The sequence below is a fragment of the Pseudomonas sp. TH08 genome, from assembly GCF_016651275.1.
Lineage (GTDB): Bacteria > Pseudomonadota > Gammaproteobacteria > Pseudomonadales > Pseudomonadaceae > Aquipseudomonas.
The window spans coordinates 116,684-143,449 of sequence record NZ_JAEKEE010000003.1 but is presented as its reverse complement, the minus strand read 5'-3'; the positions used below and the strand labels follow the sequence as shown (position 1 = coordinate 143,449).

Genomic DNA, 26,766 nt, shown 5'->3' with positions numbered 1-26,766 from the left:
AGCATTTTTCCGCGAGATGCTCGCCGACATTGACGAGCCGTCTGTGGCCTTCGGTTTGCAGAACGTGCACGGCGACGGCAGCGATATTCTCGACAGTTACTTGATGCTGGATGCCGGCCTCGGCCAACGTCTGCGCGAGCAGGCGCGGCGTCTCGGTATCAGTGTCGCGAGCCTGGTGCATCAGGCCTGGGCTCAGGTCCTGGCACAGGTTTCCGGCCAGCAGGACGTGGTGTTCGGCACCGTGCTGCTCGGGCGCATGCAGGGCGGAGACGGCGCTGATCGGGCGCTGGGCATGTTCATCAACACCTTGCCGCTGCGCGTCAGCGTCGGTGTTGAATCGGTAGAAAACGGCGTGCGTGCCACCCATGCGCGCCTGGCGCGGTTGCTTGGTCACGAGCAAGCCTCGCTGGCGCTGGCCCAGCGTTGCAGCGGTGTCGCCGGTTCGCAGGCGCTGTTCAGCACCTTGCTCAACTACCGCCACAGTGCGCCCGAGTCGGCCGCTGTAGCGTGGGATGGCGTGCAGATTCTCAGCTCGCGCGAGCGCAGCAATTATCCGCTGGTGGTCAGTGTCGACGACCTCGGCGAAGGTTTCCGTTTGAGCGTGCAAGCCGTGCCACAGGTGGATGGCGCGCGGGTCTGCGATTACTTGCAAACAGCGTTGCACAGTTTGGTCACGGCACTTGAGTACACGCCGACGGCGCCGTTGCAGCAACTGTCGATTGTGTCGCCGAGCGAGCGCCAACGGGTGCTGGTCGGCTTCAATATCAGCGGTCGTGAATACCCGCCCGCGCAGACCGTGCCGCGCCTGTTCGAAGCGCAAGTGGCGGCGCATCCCGAGGCCCTGGCGGTGGTGCAAGGCGAGCAACGGCTCAGCTACCGCGAACTGAATCAGCGCGCCAATCGCCTCGCCCATCACTTGATCGGCCTCGGCGTGCAAGTCGATGACCGTGTCGCGTTGTGCCTGCGGCGTGGCCCGGACATGCTCGTTGCGCTGCTGGCGATTCTCAAGGCTGGCGCGGGTTATGTGCCGATTGATCCGGATTACCCGGCTGAACGCATCGCCTACCTGTTGCAGGACAGCGACCCGATCGCGGTGCTGGCGCAGGCGTCGACACGTGAACTGCTCGGCAGGGTGCCGGTGATCGATCTGGACGCCAGCGACTGGCAGCACTTGCCGGACAACAATCCGCAACGGCCGGGGCTGACGCCGGCGAATCTGGCCTACGTGATCTACACCTCGGGTTCTACCGGTCAGCCGAAAGGCGTGATGGTCGAGCACCGGACGTTGGAAAACCTCGTGCACTGGCACGCCGAAACCTTCGATCTGCACGCTGGCAGCCACACCGCCAGCGTCGCCGGTTGCGGTTTCGATGCGATGGCGTGGGAAGTCTGGCCGGCACTGTGTGTCGGCGCGACCTTGCACCTGCCGCCGTCTTCGATCGGCAATGAACACCTCGATGAATTGCTCGAGTGGTGGCGCACGCAACCGCTGCAGGTGAGCTTTCTGCCGACCCCGGTGGCCGAATACGCATTCAGTCGTGAACTGGGCCATCCAACCCTGCGCACGCTGCTGATCGGTGGCGACAAGTTGCGGCAATTTCCGCGTGATCAGAGCTTCGCTGTGATCAATAACTACGGTCCGACCGAAGCCACGGTGGTAGCGACTTCCGGGCTGATCGAGCCCGGCCGGGTTTTGCACATCGGCCGGCCGATCGCCAATGCGCGGGTTTATCTGCTGGATCGTCAGCAACAACCTGTACCGAGCGGTGTGCAGGGCGAGTTGTATGTCGGTGGCGCCGGGGTTGCACGTGGCTACCTGAATCGACCGGAACTGACCGCCGCACACTTTCTCGACGACCCGTTCAGCGATGAACCGCAGGCGCGCATGTACCGCACCGGTGACCTCGCGCGCTGGCTGGCTGACGGCAACATCGAATACCTGGGGCGCAACGATGATCAGGTGAAGCTGCGCGGCGTGCGCATCGAGCTTGGCGAAATCGAAGCGGCGTTGAGCGCCCACGACAAGGTCCGCGAATGCGTTGTGCTGGTGCGTGATGGGCGTCTGGTTGCATGGTTCACCGAAATCGATCCTGTCGAAACCGGCGACCTGCATCGCCACCTGCAAACCCGACTGCCGGACACGTTGGTGCCGGCGGCTTACGTGCGCCTGCACAGCCTGCCGCTGACCGCTCACGGCAAACTCGACCGCAAGGCCTTGCCCGAGCCGGATCAGCACGCCTGGCTCAGCCGCGAATATGAAGCGCCACAAGGTTCGGTGGAGATTGCGCTGGCGAAAATCTGGGCCGACGTACTGAACATCGAACAGATTGGCCGTCACGATAATTTCTTCGAACTCGGTGGCCATTCGCTGCTGGCGGTGAGCCTGATCGAACGCATGCGTCAGGCCGGTTTGAGCGCCGACGTGCGGGTGCTGTTCAACCAACCGAGCCTTGCTGCTTTGGCGCGTGCCTTGGGCAGTGGACGGGAAATCGAAGTGCCGGCCAATCTGATTCCGGCCGATTGCACCCGCATCACGCCCGACATGCTGACCCTGACCACATTGGATCAGGCCAGCATCGAGCGCATCGTCGCCACGGTGCCGGGCGGCGCCGCCAATGTGCAGGATATCTATCCGCTGGCACCGCTGCAGGAAGGCATTCTTTATCACCACTTGAGCGCTGAACAGGGCGATCCGTACCTGCTGCAATCGCGTCTGGCTTTCGACAGTCTCGAACGTTTGCAGACCTTCGCCGCACACTTGCAGCAGGTCATCGCCCGTCACGACATTCTGCGCACCAGCGTGGTCTGGGAGGGTTTGCCCAGCCCACAGCAGGTGGTCTGGCGCGAAGCGCAAATGGTCGTGCAGCAAGTGCCGCTGGAGGCGCAGAACGGCGACATTCTCGAACAATTGCACGCACGTTTCGATGCCCGGCATTACCGCCTCGACCTGAATCAGGCGCCGCTGATTCGCATGGTCTATGCCGAGGATCCGTTGCAACAGCAAGTGGTCGCCATCGTGCTGTTCCATCACTCGATTCTCGACCACACCGCCATGGACGTTATCGGTCGGGAAATGCACGCGTTGATGTTCGATCAGTTCGACACCCTGACGCCGCCGATGCCGTACCGTAACTACGTGGCGCAGGCCCGTCTCGGCGCCGATGAGCAGGAACACGAAGCGTTCTTCCGCGAGATGCTCGGTGATATCGACGAGCCGACCTTGCCCTTCGGTTTGCAGGATGTGCAGGGTGATGGGCGCGGCATTGAAGAAGCGCTGCAACCGGTCGATGCCGCACTCAATCTGCGCCTGCGTGAACAGGCGCGGCAGTTGGGTGTCAGCCCGGCGAGCCTGATGCACATGGCCTGGGCGCAGGTGTTGGGCGTGGTGTCCGGGCGCCGCGACGTGGTGTTCGGCACTGTGTTGATGGGGCGCATGCAGGGCGGCGAGGGTGCCGACCGCACGTTGGGGGTGTTCATCAACACTTTGCCGCTACGGGTCGATCTCACGGAAGGCGTGCGCGCCGGGGTGAAAACCACCCACGCACGGCTGACGGCGCTGCTCGGTCATGAACACGCCTCACTGGCGCTGGCCCAACGTTGCAGTGCCATGACCGGTTCCGCACCGCTGTTCAGCGCCTTGCTCAACTACCGGCACAGCGCCGCCGAACAACAGCCGCACGACGGTCAGGGCATCTGGCAAGGCGTGCGCATGCTTGGCGGCGAGGAGCGCAGCAATTATCCGCTGACCCTGTCGGTGGATGATCTGGGCGAAGGTTTTGCCTTGGACGTGCTGGCGCTCGCCGACATCGGTGCGCAACGAATCTGCAGTTACATGCACACCGCACTCGAACATCTGGTGACGGCACTGGAGCAGACGCCGCAACGTCCGCTCAACCGTTTGCCAGTGCTTTCGGTGGCCGAGTACGAGCACGTGCTGGTCGGCTTCAACCAGCACTCAGCGGCCTATCCGCGTGGCGCGACGATCCACCGCTTGGTCGAAGCTCAGGCCGAGCAGCAACCGGATGCTTTGGCAGTGGTTCAAGGCACGCGGCAACTGACCTACGCGCAGCTCAATCAGCGCGCCAATCGCCTGGCCCATCACTTGCTCGGGCTCGGCTTGCAGCCCGACGACCGCATCGCCGTGTGCCTGCGCCGCAGCCCGGACATGCTTGTCGCGTTGCTGGCGATCCTCAAGGCGGGCGCCGGTTATGTGCCGGTCGACCCGGCGTACCCGGCGGAACGCATCGCCTATCTGTTGCAGGACAGCGCGCCGATGGCGGTGCTGGGGCAGGCTGCGACGGCTGATTTGCTTGGAAGCGTGCCGCTGATTGATCTGGACAACCCCACCTGGCAACAGCTCTGCGACAGTAACCCGCAATTGCCGACGCTGACCCCGGCGCATCTGGCCTATGTGATCTACACCTCCGGCTCCACCGGCCAGCCGAAAGGCGTGATGGTCGAACACGCAACACTGGAAAACCTTGTGCACTGGCACTGCGAGGCCTTTGATCTGCGCGCCGGCAGCCACACGTCGAGTGTCGCCGGCTTTGGTTTCGATGCCATGGCGTGGGAGGTCTGGCCGGCGCTGTGCGTCGGCGCGACCCTGCACCTGCCACCGCAGTCGGTGCGCAACGAGCACTTGGATGAATTGCTGGAATGGTGGCGCGCGCAGCCGTTGCAGGTGAGTTTCCTGCCGACGCCGGTGGCCGAATATGCGTTCAGTCGCGACCTCGGTCATCCGACCTTGCGCACGCTGTTGATCGGTGGCGACAAATTGCGCCAGTTCCCGCGTGAACAGACCTTCGCGGTGATCAACAACTATGGCCCGACCGAAGCCACGGTGGTTGCCACCTCCGGCGCCGTCGCGGCCGGGCAGGTGCTGCACATCGGTCGGCCAATGGCCAACGCCAGGGTTTACCTGCTCGACGACCAGCAGCGCCCTGTACCGGTCGGCGTCGCCGGCGAGTTGTATGTCGGGGGTGCCGGTGTGGCGCGCGGTTATCTGAACCGGCCAGAGCTGAGCGCCGAGCGCTTCCTCGACGACCCGTTCAGCGATGAGCCACAGGCGCGCATGTACCGCACTGGCGATCTTGCTCGCTGGCTCGCCGACGGTAGCGTCGAATACCAAGGACGTAACGATGATCAGGTCAAACTGCGCGGCGTGCGCGTCGAGCTGGGCGAAATCGAAGCGGCGCTGAGCGGTCACGAAGCCGTGCAGGATTGCGTGGTGCTGGTGCGCGACGGCCAGTTGCTGGCGTGGTTTACCGAACGCCTGAACGTCGAGATCGAGGATTTGCGCAATCATCTGCAAGCGCAGTTGCCGCAAGCTTTGGTGCCTGCCGCCTACGTGCGCCTGCAAGCACTGCCGCTGACGGCCAACGGCAAACTCGACCGCAAGGCATTGCCGGAACCGGATCAAACGGCGTGGTTGAGCCGCGAATATGTTGCACCGCAAGGTTCGGTGGAAATCGCGCTGGCGCAGATCTGGTCGGACGTACTCAACGTCGAGCAGGTCGGTCGTCACGATAATTTCTTCGAGTTGGGCGGGCATTCATTGTTGGCGGTGACGCTGATCGAACGCATGCGCCAGGTCGATCTGAGCACCGACGTGCGCGTGCTGTTCAGCCAACCAACGTTGGCCGCACTCGCTGCGGCGGTGGGTAGCGGTCGCGAGGTCGCAGTGCCGGACAATCTGATTGCCGCCGATTGCACGCACATCACCCCGGACATGCTGCCACTGGTGCAACTGGATCAGGCCAGCATCGAGCGCATCGTCGCTACGGTGCCGGGCGGCGCGGCCAACGTGCAGGATATTTATCCGCTGGCGCCGTTGCAGGAAGGGATTCTGTTTCACCACCTCAGCGCCGCGCAGGGCGATCCGTACCTGCTGCAATCGTGTCTGGCGTTCGACAGCATCGAGCGGGTTCAAGCGTTCGCTGCGGCGTTGCGCCAGGTCATGACGCGCCACGACATCCTGCGCACGTCCATTGCCTGGCAAGGGCTCACGGCGCCAGTGCAAGTGGTCTGGCGGTGTGCCGAGCTGCCGGTACACGCGGTGGCGCTGGAGCCGGCGCCGGCGCAGGGTGATGCCATCGATCAGTTGCGTGCGCGCTTCGATGCGCGGCACTGGCGTCTGGACCTGGAACAGGCGCCGCTCATGCGTCTGGTGTATGCCCTCGATCCTCACAATCAGCGCGTTGTGGCCATGCTGCTGTTCCACCACATCGCCATGGACCACACTGCGCTGGCGGTGGTCAGCGCAGAAATGCAGGCGATTTTACAGGGTGATGAGTGGCTGCCGGAGGCCGCTGTGCCGTACCGCAATTATGTTGCGCAGACCCGACTTGGCGTCAGCGAGCAAGAGCACGAAGCGTTCTTCCGCGAGATGCTCGGGGACATCGATGAACCGACGCTGCCATTCGGTTTGCAAGATGTGCACGGCGACGGCAATGACATCGAGGAAGTCCGCCAAAGCGTGCCCGAGGCGTTGGCCACGCGCCTGCGCAGTCAGGCGCGGCAGTCAGGCGTGAGCGTTGCCAGCCTGTTCCATCTGGCGTGGGCACAAGTGCTGGCGGCGACCTCGGGTCAGGACCGCGTGGTGTTTGGCACCGTGCTGCTGGGGCGGATGCAGGGTGGCTCCGGCGCTGATCGCGGCTTGGGGATGTTCATCAATACCTTGCCGATACGCGTGGATGTGGGTGACACGCCAGTGCGCGCGGGTGTCAGGGCGACGCATGCGCAACTGACTGCATTGCTCGGCCACGAACATGCATCACTGGCGCTGGCCCAGCGTTGCAGTGGTGTGACCGCGTCATCGCCATTGTTCAGCGCCATGCTCAACTACCGCCACAGCGTCAGCGAACAACAGCAGCAAGCGACTCGCCTGACCTGGCAAGGCATCGACAGCCTCTCCAGCGAAGAGCGCACCAACTATCCATTGAGTCTCAACGTCGATGACCTCGGTCAGGGCTTTTACCTGACCGTCATGACCCCTTCGAACATCGGCGCAGCGCGGATTTGCGGCTACATGCTGCGGGCCTTGTCGAGCCTCGCCGAGGCGTTGGAGCAAACACCGCAGGAGCGGTTGAACCGCCTGCCGGTGTTGCCGGAGACAGAGCGGCAGAAATTGCTCGGCGAATTCAACGACACCCACGTCAATTACGATTTGCAGCAGACGCTGCACGGTTTGTTCGAGGCGCAGGTGCGGCGTACGCCACAGGCTGTGGCGCTCGTCATCGGCGATCAGACATTGAGCTACACCCAGTTGAACGAGCGCGCCAATCGCTTGGCCAGGCACTTGATCAGCCTTGGCGTGCAAGTGGATTCGCGGGTGGCGATCTGCGTCGAGCGCAGCCTGGAAATGGTCATCGGCCTGCTGGCGATCAACAAGGCTGGCGCTGGTTATGTACCGCTGGACCCGACCTATCCGCCGGAGCGTCTGGCCTACATGCTCGAGGACAGCGCGCCAAGCGTGGTGCTGGTGCACACGGCGACCCGCGCGTTGCTGGGCGAGGTTGATGTGCCGCTGATCGATCTCGATCAAGCGCACTGGCAATCGCAGCCGACGGACAATCTGTCCGACGCTGGGTCGACGCCACAGCACACTGCGTACGTGATCTACACCTCCGGCTCGACCGGCCAGCCCAAAGGCGTGGTCAACGAGCATGCCGGTGTGGTCAACCGCTTGCTGTGGATGCAGGACGCCTATCGCCTGACGGCGGCCGACTCGGTGTTGCAGAAAACCCCGTTCAGTTTCGACGTGTCGGTGTGGGAGTTCTTCTGGCCGTTGATGACCGGCGCACGACTGGTCATGGCGCAGCCCGGCGGGCACAAGGATCCGCAGTACCTGAGCGAAGTGATCGAGCGCGAAAACATCACCACGCTGCACTTTGTGCCGTCGATGCTCGACGTGTTCCTCGCCAACAGCGACACCCAGCGCTGCGACGGCCTGCGTCAGGTGATGTGCAGCGGTGAAGCGTTGCCGGGCAGTCTGGTGCGGCGTTTCAAACTGCAATTGCCGGGCAGCGAGTTGCATAACCTCTACGGCCCGACCGAAGCCGCCGTCGACGTCACCGCGTGGAATTGCTCCGGGCCACTGGAGCAAACCCCGGACAACACACCGATCGGCAAACCGATCGCCAACACCCGGATGTACATCCTCGACGGTCAACAACAACCTGTGCCGCAAGGCGTGGTCGGTGAGTTGTACATCGGCGGTGTGCAGGTGGCACGGGGTTATCTGAACCGACCGCAGCTGAGCGCCGAACGCTTCCTCGACGATCCGTTCCAGGCCAGCGGGCGCATGTACCGCACCGGTGACGTCGCTCGCTATCTGGCCGACGGCAACATCGAATACCTGGGCCGTAACGACGATCAGGTGAAAATCCGCGGTCTGCGCATCGAGCTGGGTGAAATCCAGGCGCGTCTGACCCAGATCACTGGTGTGCAGGAAGCCGCGGTGCTGGCCCGTGAAGACGTGCCGGGCGACAAGCGTCTGGTCGCGTACTACACCGGCGAACGGCTGGAAATCGACGTGCTGCGCAGTCATCTGCTGGAGCACTTGCCGGACTACATGGTGCCCGTCGTGTTCGTGCATCTCGATGCGTTGCCGCTGAGCCCCAACGGCAAGCTCGACCGCAAGGCGCTGCCGGCGCCGGATCAGCAATCGCTGAAAACACGCGAATACGAAGCGCCGGTCGGCGACGTCGAAATCACCCTCGCACGGCTCTGGGCCGAGTTGCTCAACGTCGAACGGGTAGGGCGCCACGACCATTTCTTTGAATTGGGTGGTCACTCATTACTGGCGGTCAGTCTGATCGGCCGGTTGCGTCAGGAAGGCATGGAAGCCGATGTCAGGGCGTTGTTCGAACAACCGACCCTGGCCGGCTACGCCGCAATTACGGAAAGAATGGAGATCGTCCTGTGAATGTGCTCGAACTGTTGGCAACCCTGAAAGCAAAAGACATTCAGTTGGCGGTGACCGATGAGCAATTGCGCGCAAACGGTAACAAGCAGGCGTTGAGCGATCCGGCGCTGCTGGCGGCGCTGCGCGAGCATAAACCGGCACTGATCGAACTGATCAAGGCGGGGCAATACTCGGCCGCCCGGGCCGATCAGATCGACGTGCCGGCCAACGACATTCTTCCCGGCAGCACGCACATCACGCCGGCGATGGTGACCCTGGCTGAAGTCGATCAGCCAACCCTCGACCGCTTGATCGCCGCCGTCCCGGGTGGCGCTGCCAATGTGCAGGACATCTATCCCCTGGCGCCGTTGCAGGAAGGCATTCTCTATCACCACGCCAGCAACGAGCAGGGCGATCCGTACGTCATGCAATCGTACTTTGCGTTCAGCAGCCGCGAGCGTCTGCAGGACTTCGCTCAAGCCTTGCAAAAGGTCATCGATCGCCACGACATCTTGCGCACGGCGGTGCATTGGGAAGGGCTGGACGTACCGCTGCAAGTGGTCTGGCGCCAGGCGCAGTTGCCGATGGAAGAGGTCGTGTTGCAAGACGGCGATACCGATGCGCTGCAGCAATTGCACGAGCGCTTCGATGCGCGGCATTTCCGCCTCGACGTCAAGCACGCCCCGATGATGCGTCTGGCCTACGCGTGGGATGAGGACGGTCAGCGCGTGGTCGCGACGTTGCTGTTCCATCACATGGCGCTGGACCACTCGGCGCTCGACGTGGTGCGTCACGAACTGCTCGCCTGCCTTACCGGTCAGGGTGAATCGCTCGGGCGCCCGGTGCCGTTTCGCAATTACGTGGCGCAAGCGCGACTGGGCATCAGCGAAGCCGAACACGAGGCGTTTTTTCGCGAGATGCTCGGGGACATTGCCGAGCCGACGCTGCCGTACGGTTTGCAGGACGTGCAGGGCGACGGCCTCGGTATCGCCGAACTGAGCCAGCCGATCAACCCGCTGCTTGGCCAGCGTCTGCGCGTGCAGGCGCGGCAGCTCGGCGTGAGTGCCGCGAGCCTGTTTCATCTGGGCTGGGCGCAGGTATTGGCCACGCTTACCGGCAAACACAGCGTGGTCTTCGGTACGGTGCTGATGGGGCGCATGCAGGGCGCCGAAGCCACCGAGCGAGCACTGGGAATCTTCATCAACACCTTGCCGCTGCGGGTCGATGTCGATGCGCAAGGCGTGCGCGCGGCGGTGGAGGCGACCCACAAACGCCTGACCACGCTGATGCGCCACGAACACGCGCCACTGGCATTGGCCCAGCGTTGCAGCGGCGTGGTTGCGCCGACGCCGCTGTTCAGCGCCTTGCTCAATTACCGTCACAGCCACACGGCGGCGACGGCCGGTGCCGAAACCCTGGCCGCGTGGGAAGGCATCAGCACGATCAGCTCCGAAGAACGCACCAACTACCCGCTGACCCTCAGCGTCGATGATTTCGGCGATGCCTTCAGCCTGACGTTGCTGGCGACCACCGAGGTCGATCCACAGCGCCTCTGCGATTACCTGCACTGCGCACTGGAAAGTCTGGTGCTGGCGCTGGAGCAATCGCCCGACACCGCGATCAACCAATTGCCGATTCTGCCGGCGGCAGAGCGCGAGCAGGTGCTGCTGGCATTCAATGCCACCCATGCCGACTTCCCGGCAACAATGACCATTGCCCAACGGTTCGAGGCGCAAGCGGCGCAGCGGCCAGAAGCGTTGGCCGCACAGTTTTTGGCTGAGCAATTGAGCTATGCCGAGCTCAACCGGCATGCAAACGCCTTGGCCCATCATCTGATCGCGCTCGGTGTAAAACCCGATGATCGCGTCGCCATCGTCGCCCGCCGTGGCCTCGATACCTTGGTCGGGTTGGTCGCTATTCTCAAGGCGGGCGCCGGTTATGTGCCGGTCGACCCGGCGCACCCGGCCGAGCGTCTGCATTATTTGCTCAGCGACAGCGCCCCCGTTGCCGTACTGACCCAGAACACTCTGCGTGAGCGCTTGCCGGCGCTGCAGGTGCCGGTGATCGATCTCGACCCGCTGACCTGGCCCCTGAGCGAAACCTGTGATCCGCACGTGCCGGGCCTGACCCCGGCGCACCTGGCCTACGTGATCTACACCTCCGGTTCCACCGGCCTGCCCAAAGGCGTGATGGTCGAGCACCGCACCCTGTCGAATCTGGTCGACTGGCATTGCAGCGCGTTTGATCTGTGCGCCGGTCGCCATACCTCAAGCCTTGCCGGGTTCGGTTTCGACGCGATGGCGTGGGAAGTCTGGCCGGCGTTGTGCGCCGGCGCGACCTTGCACCTGGCACCGACTCACGAAGGCACCGAGGACATCGATGCGCTGCTCGACTGGTGGCGCGCGCAGCCACTGGACGTGAGTTTCCTGCCGACGCCCGTGGCTGAATACGCCTTCAGCCAGAACCTCGAACACCCGACGCTGCGCACACTGCTGATCGGTGGCGATCGCCTGCGCCAGTTCAGCCGCAATCAGCAATTCGATGTAATCAACAACTACGGTCCGACCGAGGCCACTGTGGTCGCGACCTCTGGACGCATCGAGGCGGGCGATGCCTTGCACATCGGCAAACCGGTGGCCAACGCCACGGTGTACCTGCTGGATGAACAGCAGCGGCCTGTGCCGATTGGCGTCATGGGCGAGTTGTATGTTGGCGGCGCGGGGGTTGCGCGTGGCTATCTGAACCGCGCCGATCTGACCGCCGAGCGCTTCCTCCACGACCCGTTCAGCCCCTTGCCGAATGCGCGCATGTATCGCACCGGCGACCTCGCGCGCTGGCGCGCCGACGGCACGATTGACTACCTGGGTCGCAACGACGATCAGGTGAAAATCCGTGGTGTGCGCATCGAACTCGGCGAAATCGAAACCCGCCTCAATCAATTGCCCGGCATTCAGGAAGCCGTGTTGCTGGCCCGTGAAGACGAGCCCGGTCAACCGCGGCTGGTGGCCTATTTCACCGAGCAGAGTCAGGTCGAACCGCTGGCCGTGGCCGAGTTGCGTGCGCACCTGCTGACCCAGTTGCCGGAGTACATGGTGCCGGTGGCGTTCGTCAAACTCGACGCGCTGCCGTTGACCGCCAACGGCAAGGTCGATCGCAAGGCCCTACCGAAACCCGAGCGTGCGGCGCTGTTCACCCGTGAATATGCAGCGCCCGAAGGCGAGGTGGAAACCGCGCTGGCGCAGATCTGGGCCGATGTGCTGCAAGTCGAGCGGGTCGGGCGTCAGGATCACTTTTTCGAACTCGGTGGCCATTCGCTGCTGGCGATGCGCATGGTCTCGCAAGTCCGGCAACGGCTGGGTGTGGAGTTGGCTCTGGGGGATTTGTTCGCCAACGCCGAACTGGCGGCGGTCGCTGCGGTTCTCAGCGCCGCCGGGCGCTGTGCGCAACCGCAAATCCTGCCGGTACCGCGCGAGGGCGCCTTGCCGCTGTCGTTCGCCCAGCAACGCCTGTGGTTTCTGGCACAGATGGAAGGTGCCAACACCGCTTACAACATTCCCGTGGCCCTGCGCCTGCGCGGCCGACTCGACGACGATGCGTTGCAACGTGCACTGGCACGCATCGTCGCCCGTCATGAAACCCTGCGCAGCCGATTCGCCCAGTACAACGACGAAGCGCAAGTGCTGATCGCCCCGGTCGACAGCGGTCTGCTGCTGCGCATCGAAGACCTGCGCCAGCACCCGCAACCCGACGAAACCTTGCAGGCGCTGATTCAGGGCGAAGCGTCGGGGCCGTTCGATTTGCAGGACGATGCGCTGATCCGCGGACGCTTGGTGCGTCTGGCCGACGATCACCATGTGCTGTTGCTGACCCTGCACCACATCATCTCTGATGGCTGGTCGATGGGGGTTTTGACCCGCGAACTGATGGCGTTGTATCAGGCGTTCAGCCATGGCCGGCCGGATCCACTGCCGCCGCTGGCGCTGCAATACACCGATTACGCGGTGTGGCAGCGACGCTGGCTCAGCGGCGAGGTGTTGCAGCGCCAAAGCGAATACTGGCAGCAGCATCTCGTGGGCGCGCCAGCGTTGCTGATGTTGCCGACCGATCGTGCGCGCCCGGCACAGCAAGACTATGCCGGCAGCAGTGTCGACGTTGTGCTCGACGAACGCTTGAGCGCCGGCCTGAAGGCGCTGGGCCAACGGCACGGCGTGACGTTGTACATGACGCTGATGAGCGCCTGGGCAATGCTGCTCAGTCGTTTGTCCGGTCAGGCGGAAGTCGTGATCGGCTCGCCCGTGGCCAACCGCAACCGAGCCGAGATCGAAGGCTTGATCGGCATGTTCGTCAACACCCTGGCCATGCGCATCGATACCTCGGGCGAGCTCAGCGTTGAAGCGCTGTTGGCGCGGGTCAAGGCGCTGACGCTGGCCGCGCAGACGCATCAGGATCTGCCGTTCGAACAAGTGGTGGAGATTATTCGTCCGCTGCGCAGCCTGGCGCACAGTCCGGTGTTCCAGACGTTGTTGAGTTGGGACGCTCTCGAAGGTCCGGCGCTGGCCCTCGGTGATTTGACGCTGGAAGGCGTGGCCGAGCCGAGCCACTTTGCCAAGTTTGATTTGTCGCTGAGCCTGGGCGAGGCCAACGGGGTGATTCGGGGTTCGCTGGAGTACGCCACCGCGTTGTTCGACGAGGCGACGGTGCTGCGTTTTGTCGGGTATTTCCAGCGTCTGTTGCAGGCGATGGTCGCCAACGATCAAACGGTGCTGGAGCACGCACCGCTATTGGCGCAGGACGAACAGCAACGTTTGTTGGGCGACTTCAATGCGACGACAGCGGATTACAACCTTGAGCAGACGATTCATGGTCTGTTCGAGGCGCAAGTAGCGCGCACGCCGTTGGCGATTGCGTTGCAGAGTGACGCGCAGCGCCTGAGCTTCGCCGAACTCAACGCCAGGGCCAACCAACTGGCACGGCACCTGCGCGGCTTGGGAGTGCAGCCTGATTCGCGGGTGGCGATTTGCGTCGAGCGTGGTCTGGACATGGTCATCGGACTGCTGGCGATCCTCAAGGCCGGTGGCGGTTACGTGCCGCTGGATCCGGCGTATCCGCTGGAACGTCTGGCCTACATGCTGGAGGACAGTGCGCCCTTGGCGGTTTTGGTACAGGGTTCCACGCGCGAGCTACTCGGTGAGATGGCCGCAGCGGTGATCGATCTCGATCAAGCGCATTGGCAATCGCAGCCGACGGGCAATCTGTGCGTCGCTGAGTTGACCCCGCAACACACTGCCTACGTGATTTACACCTCTGGCTCGACCGGTCAGCCGAAGGGCGTGATCAACGAACACCGCGGGGTGGTCAACCGCCTGCTGTGGATGCAGGACGCTTATCAACTGACGGCGGCTGACACGGTTTTACAGAAAACCCCGTTCAGTTTCGACGTGTCGGTTTGGGAGTTTTTCTGGCCGTTGATGACGGGCGCACGACTGGTCATGGCGCAGCCCGGCGGGCACAAGGATCCGCAGTACCTGAGCGAAGTGATCGAACGCGAACACATCACCACGCTGCACTTTGTGCCGTCGATGCTCGATGTGTTCCTCGCCAACAGCGACACGCGCCGCTGCAAGCCATTGCGTCAGGTGATGTGCAGTGGTGAAGCGTTGCCGGGCAGTCTGGTGCGGCGCTTCAAACTGCAATTGCCGGGCAGCGGATTGCATAACCTGTACGGCCCGACCGAAGCGGCTGTCGACGTCACCGCGTGGGATTGCGCCGGGCCTATCGAGCAGGTTGCGGACAACACCCCGATCGGCAAACCGATCGCCAACACCCGCCTGTACATCCTCGATGCGCACCAGCAGCCGGTGCCGCAAGGCGTGGTCGGCGAGTTGTACATCGGCGGCGTACAGGTTGCGCGGGGGTATCTGAACCGGCCTGAGCTAAGTGCCGAGCGCTTCCTCGACGACCCGTTCCAGGCCAACGGTCGGATGTACCGCACCGGCGACGTCGCGCGGTATCGGCCTGACGGCAACATCGAATACCTGGGCCGTAACGACGATCAGGTGAAGATCCGTGGTTTGCGCATCGAACTGGGAGAAATTCAGGCGCGGCTTGCCCAGATCGACGGTGTGCAGGAAGCCGTGGTGCTGGCCCGCGAAGACGTGCCGGGCGACAAGCGTCTGGTTGCGTACTACACCGGCGAGAGGCTCGAAATCGACGTGCTGCGCGATCACCTGCTGGAGCACTTGCCGGACTACATGGTGCCCGTGGTGTTTGTGCATCTCGATGCACTGCCGCTGAGTCCCAACGGAAAACTTGACCGTAAGGCGCTGCCGGCCCCGGATCTGACAGCACTGATCTCACGCGAATACGAAGCGCCGGTCGGCGAGGTGGAAATCGCCCTCGCGCGACTGTGGGCTGAATTGCTCAATGTCGAGCGGGTAGGGCGCCACGATCACTTCTTTGAACTGGGTGGTCACTCGCTGCTGGCGGTCAACCTCGTGGCGAAAATGCGTCGCGCCGGCCTGAGCGCTGACATTCGCGTGCTGTTCAACCAGCCGACACTGGCGGCATTGGCGGCTGCCGTGGGTGGCGAGCCGGAGGCCGAAGTACCGGCCAATCGCATCACTGCCGATTGCACGCGCATCACCCCCGAGATGCTCTCGCTGGTCACACTCGATCAAGAGGCTGTTGACCGTATCGTCGCCAGCATTCCGGGCGGCGCGGCCAATGTGCAGGATATCTACCCTTTGGCGCCATTGCAGACGGGCATTCTGTTCCATCATCTGTCTGCCGCGCAGGGCGATCCGTACGTCCTGCAGGCGCAGTTTGCATTTGCCGATGAACAGCGTCTGCACACCTTCACCGAAGCCTTGCAGAAGGTGATCCAGCGCCATGACATTCTGCGCACCTCGTTGTTCTGGGAGGGTCTGGAAAACCCGGTGCAAGTAGTCTGGCGCCGGGCGTCGCTGGTCTGCGAAGGCGTTGCGCTGGATAGCGCCAGCGGTGATGTGCTGGCGCAATTGCGCCGTTGCTTCGATGTCGGTCAGTACCGCATGGCCGTCAATCAGGCGCCGCTGATACGTGTGGTCCACGCGTGGGATGCGGTCAATCAGCGTGTCGTGGCATTGCTGCTGTTCCATCATCTGGTGATGGACCACGTCGCGCTGGAGGTGCTGCAACACGAAATGCAGGCCTTCCTGCTCGACCAGCCACAGCGTCTCGCCGCGTCGGTGCCGTATCGCAACTACGTGGCGCAGACGTTGTCGGGGTTGAGCGATCAGCAGCACGAAAGCTTCTTCCGCGAGATGCTTGGCAATGTCGACGAACCGACCTTGCCCTACGGTCAGAATCTGGCCCACGACGGCCCTGCGCAACAGGCGCAGCTGACGCTGGAACGTCCACTGAGCCATGGCGTACGTCAACAGGCACGACGCCTGGGCGTCAGCGCCGCCAGCCTGATGCATCTCGCCTGGGCGCAGGTGCTGGGGCAATTGTCCGGGCGCGACGCCGTGGTATTCGGCACGGTGTTGCTGGGCCGATTGCAGGGTGGTGAAGGCTCGGAACGGGCGCTCGGCGTGTTCATCAACACCTTGCCGCTGTGCATCGATCTGGGCCAGCACTCGGTGAAGGATGCCGCGCTGAACACTCACCAACAGCTGAACCGCTTGTTGCAGCACGAGCATGCGCAACTGGCGCTGGCCCAACATTGCAGCGCAATGGCGGCGGGCACGCCGTTGTTCAGCTCTTTATTCAATTATCGCCACAGTGGCGGTACCGGCTCGGCATCCCGGGAGGCCGCAGCTGCGTGGCAAGGCATGCAGTTGCTGAAAGCCGAAGAGCGCACTAACTATCGGTTGAGCCTCAGTGTCGATGATCTGGGCGAGGGCTTCAGCCTTACCGCTCTGGCAGGTGACGGCATTGATGCCGAACGCATCTGCGAGTACATGCAACTGGCGGTGGCTAATCTGTTGCAGGCACTGGCACAAAAACCGCAATTGGCGGTTGAGCATTTGTCGGTTCTGCCGGAGGACGAGCGCCAACAATTGCTGGTCGAATTCAATGCCACCGAGCGCGAATACCCCAAGACACATACCGTTCATGCATTGTTTGAGCTGCAAGCGACGGTGCATACGCAGGCTGTGGCAGCGGTGCATGGCACGCATACCCTGAGCTATGGCGAGTTGAATACCCGGGCCAACCAGCTAGCCCATCACCTGATTGCCCAAGGTGTGCAACCGGGCAGCCATGTGGCAATCCTGTTGCCGCGCTCGCTGGACCTGCTGATTGCGCAATTGGCGATTGCCAAGTGCGCGGCAGCCTACGTGCCGCTGGACATCAACGCGCCGAGCGAGCGTCAGGCGTTCATGGTTGAAGATTGCCAGGCCGTGGCGCTGTTGACCTTGAGTCGCGAAGTGATCGACTACGCCGCGCCGCGCATTGATCTCGACAGGTTGACGCTCAGCGGACAGCCGACACATAACCCGAATCTGCTGCAATCCTCGGAATCGCTGGCGTATATCATGTACACCTCCGGCTCCACCGGCACGCCGAAAGGGGTGATGGTGCCGCACCGTGGCATCGGCCGGTTGGTGCTCAACAACGGTTACGCCGATTTCAATCCGCAGGATCGTGTGGTCTTCGCCTCGAACCCGGCGTTCGACGCCAGCACCATGGACATCTGGGGGCCGCTGCTCAATGGCGGTCGCGTGGTGATCATCGATCATCAGACCGTGCTTGATCCGACCGCTTTCGGTCGTGAGTTGAGCACCCGTGGCGCGACGATCCTGTTCGTCACCACCGCGCTGTTCAACCAATACGTGCAACTGATCCCGCAGGCGCTCAAAGGCCTGCGGATTCTGCTGTGCGGCGGTGAGCGTGGCGATCCGGCGGCGTTCCGCACGCTGCTGGCCGAGGCGCCGGATCTGCGCATCGTGCATTGCTACGGCCCGACGGAAACCACCACCTACGCAACGACGTTCGAAGTGAAGGAGGTGGCTGAAAATGCCGAGAGCGTGCCGATTGGCGGGCCCATCGGCAACACGCAGGTGTACGTGCTCGATGCCCATCAGCAACCGGTGCCAATGGGCGTGACCGGAGAGTTGTACATCGGCGGTCAGGGTGTAGCGCTGGGCTATTTGAATCGGCCGGACCTGACTGCAGAGAAATTTCTTCGCGACCCGTTCAGCGACAAACCTGGCGCGCTGCTCTATCGAACCGGCGACCTCGCGCGCTGGCTGGCGCCGGGACAACTCGATTGCATCGGGCGCAATGACGACCAGGTGAAAATCCGTGGTTTCCGCATCGAGCTGGGCGAAATCGAAAACCGTCTGTTGAATTGCCCGGGCATCAAGGAAGCGGTGGTGCTGGCGCGCCGCGATGGCCAGGAAAACGCACGTCTGGTGGCGTATTACACGGTGACTGGCGCCAGTCTCGACAGCGCTGATCTGCACGCTCAGTTGCAAGCACGACTGCCGGAATACATGGTGCCGACGGCATGGGTGCAACTCGATGTGCTCCCGTTGAACAACAATGGCAAGGTTGATCGTAAAGCCTTACCCAAACCTGATGATGCTGCGTTGCTTAACCGAGAGTACATAGCGCCGCAAGGCGAGTTGGAAAGTGTCCTGGCGCAAATCTGGATCGACGTGCTGCAGGTCGAGCAGGTTGGTCGACACGATCATTTCTTCGAGTTGGGCGGCCATTCGCTGTTGGCGATGCGCATGGTCTCGCTGATCCGTCAGCGCCTCGGCGTCGAACTGGCGCTGAGTGATCTGTTTGCCGACGCCCAATTGAGTGCAGTGGCCGAAGTATTGAAGCGCGCCGGGCGCAGCGCGCTACCGGACATTGTGCCGGCACCGCGTGATCAACCGCTGCCGATGTCCTTCGCCCAGCAACGTCTGTGGTTCCTGGCGCAGATGGCCGGCGGCAACTTGGCGTACAACATTCCTCTCGGTTTGCGCCTGCGCGGTCACCTGGATGTCGATGCATTGCAAGCGGCGCTGGCGCGAATCGTTGCGCGCCACGAAACCCTGCGCAGCCGTTTCGTCAGCCTCGACGACACCGCACAGGTGGCAATTGCCCCGGTTGACAGCAGTGTGCTCTTGCGCGTGGAAGACCTGCGTCAACAGCTGCACGCCGAGCAGACTTTGCAGGCATTGATGGCACAGGAAGCTTCGAGCGCATTCGATCTGCAGAACGATTCGTTGATTCGCGGACGGCTGGTGCGTCTGGCCGACGAGCATCACGTGCTGCTGTTGACCGTGCATCACATCGTCGCCGATGGCTGGTCGATGGGCGTGCTGACCGCTGAGTTGATGGCCTTGTACCAAGCGTTCAGCCAGGGGCAGCCTGATCCGCTGCCGCCACTGGCGCTGCAATACGGCGACTACGCCGTGTGGCAGCGGCGCTGGCTCAGCGGCGAAGTGCTACAGCGGCAAAGCGACTACTGGCAGCAGATCCTCGACGGCGCGCCGGCCTTGTTGACGCTGCCTACCGATCGACCGCGCCCGGCACAACAGGATTACACCGGCGGCAACGTCGACGTGCTGCTGGACGAGCGCTTGAGCATGGCGCTCAAGGCTTTGAGCCAACGTCATGGCGTGACATTGTTCATGACCGTCATGAGCGCCTGGGCATTGCTGATGAGTCGTCTGTCCGGGCAGTCCGATGTGGTCATCGGTTCGCCAGTGGCCAACCGCAGCCGTGCTGAGATCGAAGGTTTGATCGGCATGTTCGTCAACACGCTTGCCCTGCGTATCGACACCTCGGGCGCGCCGAGCGTCGAAGCGCTGCTGGCGCGGGTCAAGGCGCGGACACTGGAGGCGCAGGCGCATCAGGATCTGCCGTTCGAGCAAGTGGTGGAAATTACCCGGCCGGTTCGCTGCCTGGCGCACAGTCCGCTGTTCCAGACCACACTGAGCTGGGAGGGCAACGTCGGCCCGCAACTGGCATTGGGCGAGCTGACGCTGGAGGGCGTTGCCGGGTCGGGCGATGTCGCCAAATTTGACCTGACGCTGACACTGGGCGAGGTCAACGGCGTGATTCGCGGCGCGCTCAACTACGCCACGGCGCTGTTCGATGCGTCGACGATTGCACGTTACATCGGTTACTTCGAACGTCTGCTCGAAGCGATGATTGCGGGGGATCAAACGGTACTGGAACAGGTGCCGTTGCTGGCGGCGGATGAGCGCCAGCACGTGCTGTACGACTTCAACGCCACGGCGCGCGATTACCCGCAGACCCTGACCGTGCACGGGATTTTCCAGCAACAAGCGGCAGCGCATCCGAAGGCTGTGGCGGCGGAGCATGGCGCGCAATCGCTGAGCTATTTCGAACTGAACGCGCAGGCCAACCGCCTGGCCCATCACCTGATCGGCCAGGGCGTGCAACCGGGTGATCACGTGGCGATCCTGCTGCCACGTTCGCTGGAGTTGCTGGTGGCGCAACTGGCAATCGCCAAATGTGCGGCAGCCTACGTACCGCTGGATATCAATGCGCCGAGCGAGCGTCAGGCGTTCATGGTCGAGGATTGCCGAGCGGTGGCATTGTTGACTTTGAGGAGTGAAGTGATCGACTACACCGCGCCGCGCATCGATCTGGACACGCTGACCCTCAACGGCCAGCCGACGCATAACCCGAACCGTGTGCAGTCTTCCGAGGCGCTGGCGTACATCATGTACACCTCCGGTTCCACCGGCACGCCGAAAGGGGTGATGGTGCCGCACCGTGGCATCGGCCGCTTGGTGATCAACAACGGTTACGCCGATTTCAATCCGCAGGACCGCGTGGTGTTCGCCTCGAACCCGGCGTTCGACGCCAGCACCATGGACATCTGGGGGCCTTTGCTGAATGGCGGGCGGGTGGTGGTCATCGACCATGAAACCCTGCTCGATCCGAATGCTTTCGGCCGAGAACTGAGCAGCTCCGGGGCGACAATCCTGTTTGTCACCACGGCGTTGTTCAACCAGTACGTGCAACTGATTCCGCAGGCGCTCGAAGGCTTGCGGATTCTGCTGTGCGGCGGTGAACGCGGCGATCCGTCTGCGTTCCGCCGACTGCTGGCCGAGGCGCCGGATCTGCGCATCGTGCATTGCTACGGCCCGACGGAAACCACCACCTACGCAACGACGTTCGAAGTGAAGGAGGTGGCTGAAAATGCCGAGAGCGTGCCGATTGGCGGGCCCATCGGCAACACGCAGGTGTACGTGCTCGACGCGTATCAGCAACCCGTGCCGATGGGCGTGACCGGCGAGCTGTACATCGGCGGGCAGGGCGTGGCGCTGGGTTACCTGAATCGACCGGATCTGACCGCCGAGAAATTCCTCTGCGATCCGTTTAGTGAAAAACCGGGTGTGCTGCTCTACCGCACCGGCGACCTCGCACGCTGGCTGGCGCCGGGGCAACTGGACTGCATCGGGCGCAATGACGATCAGGTGAAAATCCGTGGCTTCCGTATCGAGCTGGGAGAAATCGAAAATCGGTTGCTGAATTGCCCGGGAATCAAGGAGGCGGTGGTGCTGGCACGTCGCGACGGTCAGGAGAACACGCGTCTGGTCGCGTATTACACCGCGCACGAGGGGCTACTGGACAGCGTCGACCTGCACGGCCGATTGTTGGCGCGCCTGCCGGACTACATGGTGCCGACGGCATGGGTGCAACTGGAAGTGTTGCCGCTGAACAACAACGGCAAGATCGACCGCAAGGCGCTGCCGGCACCGACGTCGGCTGCCATGCTCAGTCGGGTCTATGCAGCGCCGGTCACTACCCTGGAAGAACACCTGGCGCGGATCTGGGCCGGGTTGTTGCAGATAGAGCAGGTTGGTCGACACGACAATTTCTTCGAGTTGGGCGGCCATTCGTTGCTGGCGATGCGCATGCTGTCGCAGGTCCGGCAACAGCTGAACGTAGAGTTGACCCTGGCCGATCTGTTTGCCAATCCGGAACTGGCGGCGGTGGCGCAAGTATTGAGCCGGGCCGGGCGCAGCACGCTGCCGGACATTCTGCCGGCCCCGCGTGATCAAGCGTTGCCGCTGTCGTTTGCGCAGCAGCGCCTGTGGTTTCTGGCGCAAATGGACGGTGGCAACACGGCGTACAACATCCCGCTCGGTCTGCGTCTGCGCGGTCGGCTGGATGAAGACGCTCTGCAACGGTCACTGGCACGAATCGTCGCCCGACATGAAACCCTGCGCAGTCGCTTCAGCCAGATCGACGATCAGGCACAGGTAGTGATCTTGCCGGCTGACACCGGGTTTTTGTTGCAGGTTGAAGATTTGCGCCGGCACCCGCAGGCCGACAACGCCTTGCGTTGCTTGATCGAAGAGCAAGCCAGCGCATCGTTCAACCTTGCGCACGATCCGCTGATTCGCGGACGTCTGGTGCGCCTGGCCGACGATCATCATGTGCTGTTGCTGACGATGCATCACATCATCTCCGATGGCTGGTCACTGGGTGTGCTGACCCGTGAGTTGGCGGCGTTGTACCAGGCGTTCAGCCATGATGAGGAAGATCCGCTGCCGCCGCTGGCGTTGCAGTACAGCGATTACGCAGTGTGGCAACGCCGTTGGCTCAGTGGTGAGGTGCTGCAACGTCAGAGCGATTACTGGCAGCACAACCTGGCCGGTGTGCCGGCGTTGCTGACCCTGCCGACCGATCGCCCGCGTCCGGCGCAACAGAACTTTGCCGGCAGCCATATTGACGTGGTGCTGGACGAACAGACCAGCGCCGACCTCAAGGCGCTTTGCCAGCGCCGCGCCGTGACGCCGTACATGGTGATCCTGAGCGCCTGGGCAATGTTGCTCAGTCGCTTGTCCGGGCAGACCGACGTGGTGATCGGCACGCCAGTGGCCAACCGTACCCGCGCCGAGATCGAAGGCTTGATCGGTATGTTCGTCAACACGCTGGCCCTGCGAATCGACACATCGGGCGCGCTGAGCGGCGAAGCGTTGCTGCAACGGGTCAAGGCGCAAACTCTGGCGGTGCAGGCGCATCAGGATCTGCCGTTCGAGCACGTGGTGGACATCAGCAAACCGCTGCGCAGTCTGGCCCACAGCGCGCTGTTCCAGACCCTGCTGAGCTGGGACAACAATGACGGCCCGAGTCTGCAGCTCGGTGACCTGACGCTGGAAGGTGTAGCGGGGGAAAGCCACTTTGTGAAGTTCGACCTGTCGCTGAGTCTGGGTGATAGCGCCGATGGCGTTCGCGGCTCGCTGCGTTATGCCACGGCATTGTTCGATGAGGCGACGGTGCGGCGTTTTGTCGGTTACTTCCAGCAGTTGCTCGCTGCGCTGGTGACTGATGACCAAACGCTGCTGGAGCAGGTGCCGTTGCTGGCACAGGAAGAACGTCAGCGCTTGTTGCTCGATTTCAATGCCAGCGAAGTCGACTGCGCGCTGGAACAGCCGTTGCACCACTTGTTCGAGGCGCAGGTACGCGGTAAACCCGATGCCATTGCCGTGCAGTCCGAAGCCGGGTGCCTCACCTACGGCCAACTCAATGCGCGAGCCAACCAACTGGCCCATCACTTGCGCGAGCAGGGCGTGCAGCCAGATTCACGTGTGGCGATCTGCGTCGAGCGCGGACTGGATCTGGTGGTCGGTCTGCTGGGCATTCTCAAAGCGGGCGGGGCGTATGTGCCGCTGGATCCGGGATATCCGGCGGAGCGTCTGGCCTACATGCTCAAGGACAGCGCGCCGGTTGCGGTGCTGGTGCAGGCGGCTACCCGGTCATTGTTCGACGTGGATACGACGACGTTGATCGACCTCGATCTCGGTACCTGGCAGCACCTGCCCGATTACGATCCGCAGGTGCCGGGCCTGAGTGCCGCCAACCTGGCCTACATGATCTACACCTCCGGCTCCACCGGCCTGCCGAAAGGCGTGATGATCGAGCATCGCAGCGCCTGCAACATGGTGCATTGGGGTTCGCAGCTCAGTCCGCCGACCGAACACGGTGCGTTGCTGCAAAAGGCACCGTTCAGCTTCGACAGTTCGGTGTGGGAGATCTTCTGGCCGCTGTGTTCCGGCCTGCGTCTGGTACTGGCGCGGCCCGATGGCAACCGCGATTCGGCTTATGTGGTGCAGGCGATTCGCGAGCATCAAGTGACGGTGGTCAAGTTTGTACCGGCGCTGCTGCAGGACTTCATCGAACAGGCTGATGTCAGCCAGTGCACCAGCCTCACCGATGTGCTCAACGGTGGCGGCGAGCTCAGTGCGGCGCTGGCGCGTCAGGTGCGTGATCGCCTGCCGTGGGTACGGTTGCATAACGTTTACGGCCCGACTGAAACCACGGTCGACAGCACCGGCTGGACGCTTGAGCCGGATCAGCCGGTGCCGCACAACGGGGTGCCGATCGGCAAAGCGCTGAGCAATACGCGCTTGTACATTCTCGATGCGCACGATCAACCGGTGCCACAGGGTGTCAGCGGCCAGTTGCACATCGGCGGCGTGGGTGTGGCGCGTGGTTATCACGCACTGCCTGACATGCAGGCCGAGCGTTTTATCGACAGTCCTTTCGTGCCGGGTGATCGCCTGTACCGCACCGGCGATATGGCGCGCCACAACAACGACGGTGATCTGGAATTCCTCGGGCGCAATGACTTTCAGATCAAGCTGCGCGGCTTGCGTCTGGAACCGGGTGAAATCGAAGCGCGGTTGATCGAACACCCGGCCATTCGCGAAGCCGTGGTGATGGTCCGCGATGAACGTCTGGTGGCCTGGTACACCGTGCGGGCCGGGCTGCAGGCGCCAGACCTGGACGTCTTGCGCGCCCATGTGCTGGAGCGTTTGCCGGCATACATGGTGCCCGGCGCCTACGTGGTGCTTGAGGCATTGCCGCTGACCCCCAACGACAAGGTCGACCGCAAGGCCTTGCCAGAGCCGGGCGCAGACGCAGTGATCAACCGTCCTTATGTGGCGCCGCAAGGCGAGGTTGAAACCGTGATGGCGCGGATCTGGGCGGAAGTGCTTGGCGTCGAGCAGGTCGGTCGTCACGACAACTTCTTCGAATTGGGTGGGCATTCTTTGCTCGCGGTGCGGTTGGTCAATCTGCTGGAACGCGGCGGATTGCACGTGTCGCTGGCCGAATTGTTCCAGCACCCGAGTATCGAGTCGGCCGCCGCATTGCTCGGTCGGGGCGAGGTCGCCGGGCAACCGGAGGGGTTGGTCGTAGTGCGTGCCGGGGAGCGTGGCACTCCGCTGTTCCTGGTTCATGAATTCAGTGGCCGCGACGTGTATTTCCCGACGCTGGCGCAGCACATTGGCGGCGAGTTTGCGATTTATGGCCTGCCCGGCGTGCCGCTGGGTCAGCCACAGCTACGCACAATCGAATGCATGGCCAGGCGGATGGCCGGGATCATCCGATCGGTGCAGCCAAACGGGCCGTATCGTCTGGCGGGATGGTCGTTCGGCGGCGTGCTGGCGCATGAAGTTGCCCAGCAATTGCTTGGCCAGGACCAACTGGTCGACTTCATCGGCATGCTCGACAGCTACGCACCCAATTCACTGGCTCAAGACAAGGCAATGTGGAGCGGCAAGGATCTCGACAAGCGCCAGTTACTGGGGCATTGCCGGGGGCGTTCGATGATGCGCGGTGCTGAAGGCGCCGCCGCGCTGGCGGCAGTGCAGGCACTGGAAGCCGACATCGAACAACTGGATTTCCACGCGCTGTTCCAGCGTTGCCAGGATCAGCAACTGACCGATCCGGAACTGGCGACGGTCAGCACGGCCGATGCCTGGCATTACTTCGATCGTGAAGCGGCGCATCGCCTGGCCTTGGCGCATTACCGGGTAAGCCCGGCCAGCCAGACGATTCATCTGTTCCGCGCTCAGGCATTGATGGAGGGCCAGTCTGTGCCAAGCCCGACACGCGGCTGGGAGGAGCGCTTCGACAGCCGTCTGCTGCAGTGCATCGACATTCCCGGTGATCACCGCAGCATGATGAAAAACCCGGATATTCAGGCGCTGGGACAAGCCATCACGCAGGCGCTTGAGGCTGTAGTCGCGCCAGCAGCAGCGGTGTATCAGCCGCTGCTGACGATCCAGACCGGGCACCTTGGTCATGCGCCGATTTTCTGTGTGCCGGGGGCGGGTGACAGCGTCACCGGGTTCATTCACCTCACCGAAGCAATCGGCCCGGAGTGGCCGATCATTGGTCTGCAACCGCGCGGGCTGGACGGCAACAGTGTGCCGCACAGTCAGGTCGAGGCTGCAGCGGCGTTCTACCTGCAAGCCATCGAGCAGTTGTACCCGCAAGGTGCGGTGCATTTGATCGGCCATTCGTTCGGCGGTTGGGTGGCGCATGCCATGGCAGCGCAGTTGCAAGCGGCCGGGCGGGAGGTGGCATCACTGACGTTGATCGACAGCGAGGCGCCGGGCGGCAACGGCTCGGCGGGCAAACCGTACACCGCTACGGCGGCGCTGGAGCGCTTGATCGAGACGCTGCAACTGTCCAGTGGCAAGTCGCTGGAGATTGATCCGCAGACGTTCGCCGAGGCCGATGACGCCACGCAAATGCGCTTGCTGCATGCCGGCGTGGTGCAGGCCGGCGTGCTGTCGGAGCGCGCCGCGCCTGATGCGATGCATGGCCCGGTTCGCACCTTCGCCACGGCACTGCGCACGGTCTATCAACCACAACTGGCCTATACCGGGCCAGTACGGCTGGCGCTGGTCGATGATCCGACGCTGGATGCGTGGGGCAATCAGCGCGAGCAGGCGGCGATGGTCGAGGGCTGGCAGCGGCAGGTCGCGGATCTGGCGGTGTGGTACGGGCCGGGCAACCATTTCACGATTCTCAAGGCGCCCAACGTCTTCAGTCTCGCGGCGTGGTGGCATGACGGGCTGAAAGTGCCAACGGGCGAAATATTGTCCTGA

Annotated in this window: 2 protein-coding genes (1 of these 2 running past the window's edge); both read left to right on the top strand. The window is 63.1% G+C overall.

Annotated elements, in window-relative coordinates:
• Positions 1-8,926, top strand: the 3' portion of a protein-coding gene (locus JFT91_RS13960; RefSeq protein ID WP_201232739.1) for a non-ribosomal peptide synthetase. It extends 4,097 nt beyond the left edge of the window; 8,926 of the gene's 13,023 nt are visible here — the last part of the coding sequence; its start codon lies off the left edge, out of view; it ends in the stop codon at positions 8,924-8,926.
• Positions 8,923-26,766 (top strand): non-ribosomal peptide synthase/polyketide synthase, encoded by a 17,844-nt coding sequence (locus JFT91_RS13955; RefSeq protein WP_201232738.1) that lies wholly within the window; start codon positions 8,923-8,925, stop codon positions 26,764-26,766. Before JFT91_RS13960 ends, JFT91_RS13955 begins: the two co-directional genes overlap by 4 nt.